This window comes from Pseudoruegeria sp. SK021 (assembly GCF_002119405.1).
GTDB lineage: Bacteria > Pseudomonadota > Alphaproteobacteria > Rhodobacterales > Rhodobacteraceae > Meridianimarinicoccus.
This window is the reverse complement of the sequence record NZ_MTBG01000076.1, coordinates 1-4,595: the sequence shown is the minus strand read 5'-3', so window position 1 is coordinate 4,595 and position 4,595 is coordinate 1. Positions and strand designations below refer to the sequence as shown.

Below are 4,595 nucleotides of genomic sequence, written 5' to 3'. Positions count from 1 at the left end.
CCTGCGCCATCCAAAACCATCCGCACGGCACGTTCGCGCACTTCAGGTGAATATTTGTTCGTTGTTTTGTTCATGATGCTCCATCCTACTCATGAGTTGGAGCCTCCGGCAAACCTGGCGCGGTTCAAACCCCAGATCCTTGCGATCCTACGTCAGGCCGAAGGCGGTGTGCGGGTCGCCGAGTTGTGCCGTGAGCATGGCATGAGCACCGCTTCCTTCTACAAATGGCGGGCCAAGTATGGCGGCATGGACGCGTCGATGATCAGCCAAATGAAGGCTATGGAGCGCGCCTTGATGCGCCATTGGTCCGAGCGACAATGGCGCGCGAGAACCGGCGACTGAAGCGCATGTTTGCCGATCTGAGCATGCAGGCGGATTTGTTGAAGTAAGCCCTGGGAAAAATGTATGGTCCGCCCCGCTATTGCAAGGTTTTCGTGGATGACGCTCCGGCTTGCGTAAATGTATCCGGCCTCTGATCAGTCAGCCGCTTTTGGCGACCAGGCCTTGATGAGATCCGCACCTCGGGTTCCAGATTAGTGGAACGGGATCAGGTCCCGCTTTTTTGCGCGTGGCTTACCCGTGGTCGATCAACCGTTTGGTCATCACGTCCCTTGCAATGGAATTTGCGGTAAAGGTTGGCTCAGGCCGCTGCTCCTTTGGACCGCAAGTAAACTGCTCCGGGTTGGGTCAGAACTGCCCAGACGATCCGGGTCAGCTTGTTGGCTAAGGCGACCACTGCCTTATTTCTATGTGTCCGCGCCTCGAGCGCACTTAACCAACGCCCAAGAGCATGGCTTTCGCGGTTGAGGTGAAGAAAGCAGGACCGCGCCCCATGGATGATCAAGCGGCGCACATATCGATTTCCGCGCTTACTGATCCCCAGTAGAGTCTGCTTACCACCGGTTGAATATTCTGCAGGAACCAACCCGAGCCACGCCGCCATATCACGGGCCTTGCGGAACTGTCGGCCGTCGCCGGCTGCGGCGACAAGGGCGGTGGCCCCCAACGGGCCAATGCCGGGGATCGTTAATAGTCGGCTGATGGTTTCATCGTCACGCGCAATAGCCTCGATCTTGCTGCTCAGTGCTTTGACCCGACCTTCGACGTGGGCGAGATCGTCCAATATATCGTTGAGCAGCCCCCGCATTGTCGCGGTCAGATCGTTATCTATGTTGGCAAGATGACGTCGGATATCCGCGTGGAAGCCCCCAGCCCCGACACGCATTGCCAGCCCATACTCTATGCAAAACGCACGAGCTTGGTTCATCAACGCCGTGCGTTGCCCGACAAGCCGATCCCGGATGCGATGCAACGCTTGTAAATCAACCTGCTCTGGCGTGCGGACGTCGACAAACCGCATGGTTGGCCGGGTTACAGCTTCTGCAATGGCCGCGGCGTCGACGGTATCGGTCTTGTTAGACTTCACGTAAGGCTTCACGAAGCGCGCTGGAATAATACGGGCGTCATGCCCAATGGCCCGCAACCGCCGCGCAAGCCACTGAGATCCAGGACAGGCTTCCATGCCGATTAGCACTCTTGGCGCGACATCAAAGAATGCCTGCAGTGTCTCGCGCGCAAATCTGGCCTGCTGGATGACAGCACCCTCGCGATTGACGGCAACGACGTGAAACACCTTTTTGCCGATGTCGATCCCATAGGCGAAGGTTTCTGGTACTGGTTTGGTTCGCATCCTCTCTCTCCTTGTGCTTTGGCGATGCCATAAGAGCATACGCTGGGGTGCGGGGCGGACCATCCCATTAGTAATTGGGCCGTCTCACCGCCGGGAGATGGCCTGCAATGCGGTTGAACGAAGAGGGGTCAGCATCGCGCTCGACCATTGTCCTTGGACCAATGGCGGCCATGGTCTCGCCCTGCCGGGCATTCGGCGTCAGCGAAACGTGCTATCGTTACAGTCCGCTTTTGAGCGATGAGAACGCGCAGATCGCAGACCTGCTGGTTGGCCTGACCGATGCCCGCAAGACGTGGGGCTTCGGGCTCTGTTTCCTGCATCTGCGCAACGTACAGGGGCGAGCCAGTGGAACGCCAATGGTCCGAGTGACATTGGCGAGCCATGGAACCACAAACGCGTCTACCGGATCTACTGCGCCCTAGAGCTGAACCTGCGGATCAAGCCGCGCAAACGGTTGAAGCGGGATGTGCCCGACGCCCTGGCCGTGCCAGAGAGGCCAAATGTGACCTGGTCGATGGATTTCATGGCCGATCGCCTTGAGGACGGCCGCGCGTTCCGGCTGCGGAACGTGCTCGACGACTTCAACCGCGAAGGTCTGGGGATCGAGGTGGACTTTTCCCTGCCGGCCGAGCGGGTCATCCGCAGTCTCGACAATATCATCGAATGGCGTGGCAAGCCCGAAACCATTCGCGTCGACAACGGCCCCGAATACATCAGCAACACGCTGCTGGAATGGGCTGAAAAGCACAGCATCGCCCTGGCCTACATTCAGCCCGGCCAGCCCCAGCAAAATGCCTACATGAGCGCTACAACCGCACGGTCCGGCACGAATGGCTGGATCAATACATCATCAACAGCATCGAGGAGGCCCAGCACTTCGCCACACAGTGGCTATGGACTTATAACAACGACCGCCCGAATATGGGCATCGGCGGCATCACCCCCGCAATGAAACTGAAAATGGCTGCGTAAATTCTACGACCCCGTCCCGCTAAAAACGGCAGGATTACCATGCTCCCAAGTCGGGGCCTGGAAAACCAATTCGTCGGCGGAGAGATAATCAACGTCATTGTCGGTGCGATTGAAAAGAAAGAAATTGATAGGAATAAAGACTGGTCGCCCAGTAAGGTTGACACGTTCCCTAAAAAGGTCGCGAGGACCGTCCTGAAGTTGGTCATCGAATCCGGTTCTGATGATCGCATGAAGCTCCTGAAGACCCGCAGCCCCATCGCCCCACGAGAAGTTTTTGGTGAGCTACTAGGCGTCCATACTTCGTTGCCTTTTTCCACGACCACTCACCAAAGTAGAAATTGACCGAACACGCCGCAGAACGCTTGGGGGGCTCGGTCAGAGGTTTCCTGAGAATTATTACTCAGCAGCTTGGACTGTTGAATTGTAGGCGTATGTCTTCCAAGTTGGTTTATAGTCGGTGTCGGCCTGATTGCCCCAGACTGTCCAATCTTTTCGAGTCCCACGGCCAAAAAGCTCTAGGAATGGTCCCCAACTGCAACTTTCGATGATATCATATTGCTCGTCTGGTTTGCGGCTGTGCTCCCGTTTTCGGGTCTTGAGGAGGTCGCCGTCAGGTTGGGTACTTTCATCCAAACCTGGCTCTGGCGCCTCGATATAGTTCACTTGCGAGCGACCAGGTGCCAATGTCCGAACGTTCTTACCTCGGACACCAAACAACAGGATCTCTGTAACATTCCGGAAGTAAAAGCCCACCCCGCGCCCGTCTGGCCCGCCGTCCTTGCGGACCTTCTCCCAGACGATATGTGATTTGTAGCCGAAGCCCCACGCTTTCAGGACTTCCAAGCCTTCTGGAAGCAATGCATTCGGTACCCAGAGATAACAATGCGCCCTCTCTTCAACATGTTCGGCAACCGGCAACGCACAGATTTCTTCGAGCGTCATCGTTGGGTATCGCGCCAAGCGCTTGTGTTCGGGCGCAATTTTCCCGGTGCGATTCTGAAACCGCCACGGTGGATCTGCCATCACGCACCCGAACTTCTGGCCATCGAGAAAACTACGCAACTCGCTGGCTGCATCGGGGGTGTCGGTCATATTCGGCTCCAAAACTTCAAGTCGTCGCTCCTGATGAGAAAGGCACAACATACAAATGTTGTCCACGTGTCCTGAATGAGACTTCAATGTGGTGAGACCTTGGAGCGGTGCGCCGTCAAGCCATAGCCGATTGAACAGGTTGGGGCTAGGCTTGCTTGATGTCCAGGGGCGGTGCGCCAAGGCGTGGTGTTGAGGCCGCTTACAAGGCGGCGATATCTGCCGGATCCCCTTGACCGTCAGTTTCCTAGCTGCCCCCACGACGGGCATGGCCATCAACTGGCGGCACACTGGATCAGACTTGGCAGGCCCGATCGCGCAGAAGTTTTGCCAACCTAGCCAACTCTTGGCGCGGAGCACGACGTGCCGTCAGGGCTGGGTTTGCGGTCGCTTCCAGCATGCGAATGTCCTTGGCCAGTTCGTTAAAGTGCCGCTTGGCAAGGGGGTTTATCTTCAGACCAAAGTTGCGCCATGCTGGCTTTGACTTGAACACGCCCATTCCCGCCCATTGCGGTGGATGGGCAGTGAGGGCATGACGGCCACCGGTCTGAAGGAACGCCCGAACGCATCGACACTGCGCTCGATGATCGCGCCATGGCCTCGCCGCGTATCGTATGATGCAACTGGGCGCTTTCCATGACCTTCATCTGGCTGTTCATGGTCGCATCCATGCCGCCATACTTCGCCTGCCACTTGTAGAACGACCCAACGCTCAGGTGTCAATCACGGTGACATAAGGGGCCATTTACCGGCGCAAATAGGGGCCACGCTCGGGATGTCGGTGGCGCTCTGGCGCGTGTGCTCACCACATAGCTAACGCGTGCCAGAGCGCGCTGGCCGTAGG

The 4,595-nt window shown here is 57.3% G+C and carries 4 protein-coding genes and 2 pseudogenes; 3 read left to right on the top strand and 3 right to left on the bottom strand.

Features of this window, described 5'->3' with window-relative positions:
* Positions 1-75 precede the first annotated feature (75 nt).
* A pseudogene (locus BV911_RS18420) lies at positions 76-386 on the top strand (transposase); the annotation flags it as partial.
* A gap of 254 nt (positions 387-640) precedes the next feature.
* On the opposite strand, the gene BV911_RS18415 reads toward BV911_RS18420, so the two are convergent.
* Positions 641-1,753: an IS110 family transposase gene (locus BV911_RS18415; protein ID WP_240512368.1), complete on the bottom strand. Its 1,113-nt coding sequence runs from the start codon at positions 1,751-1,753 to the stop codon at positions 641-643.
* Positions 1,754-1,760: 7 nt separating this feature from the next.
* Here BV911_RS18415 and BV911_RS18410 point away from each other — a divergent pair.
* Both BV911_RS18410 and BV911_RS18405 read left to right on the top strand, forming a co-directional pair.
* Positions 1,761-2,662, top strand: a pseudogene (locus BV911_RS18410) (IS3 family transposase); the annotation flags it as partial.
* A gap of 39 nt (positions 2,663-2,701) precedes the next feature.
* A complete protein-coding gene (locus tag BV911_RS18405; protein ID WP_086055009.1) occupies positions 2,702-3,004 on the top strand; it encodes a hypothetical protein in 303 nt (100 codons plus the stop codon).
* A 54-nt stretch (positions 3,005-3,058) separates the two neighbouring features.
* Here the strand turns inward: BV911_RS18405 and BV911_RS18400 are convergent, their stop codons facing one another.
* Entirely contained in the window at positions 3,059-3,754 is a 696-nt protein-coding gene (locus tag BV911_RS18400) for an MT-A70 family methyltransferase (RefSeq protein ID WP_086055008.1), read from the bottom strand.
* A gap of 292 nt (positions 3,755-4,046) precedes the next feature.
* Positions 4,047-4,244 carry a hypothetical protein gene (locus BV911_RS18395; RefSeq protein ID WP_139840156.1) on the bottom strand — a complete coding sequence of 66 codons (198 nt, stop codon included), beginning with the start codon at positions 4,242-4,244 and terminating at the stop codon, positions 4,047-4,049.
* Between the last annotated feature and the right edge of the window lie 351 nt (positions 4,245-4,595).

What these genes read in the sequence shown, in the direction of transcription:
- BV911_RS18400 (WP_086055008.1), bottom strand. Translation starts at nt 3,754, where the DNA reads ATGACCGACACCCCCGATGCAGCCAGCGAGTTGCGTAGTTTTCTCGAT.
- BV911_RS18405 (WP_086055009.1), top strand. Translation starts at nt 2,702, where the DNA reads ATGCTCCCAAGTCGGGGCCTGGAAAACCAATTCGTCGGCGGAGAGATA.
- BV911_RS18415 (WP_240512368.1), bottom strand. Translation starts at nt 1,753, where the DNA reads ATGGTCCGCCCCGCACCCCAGCGTATGCTCTTATGGCATCGCCAAAGC.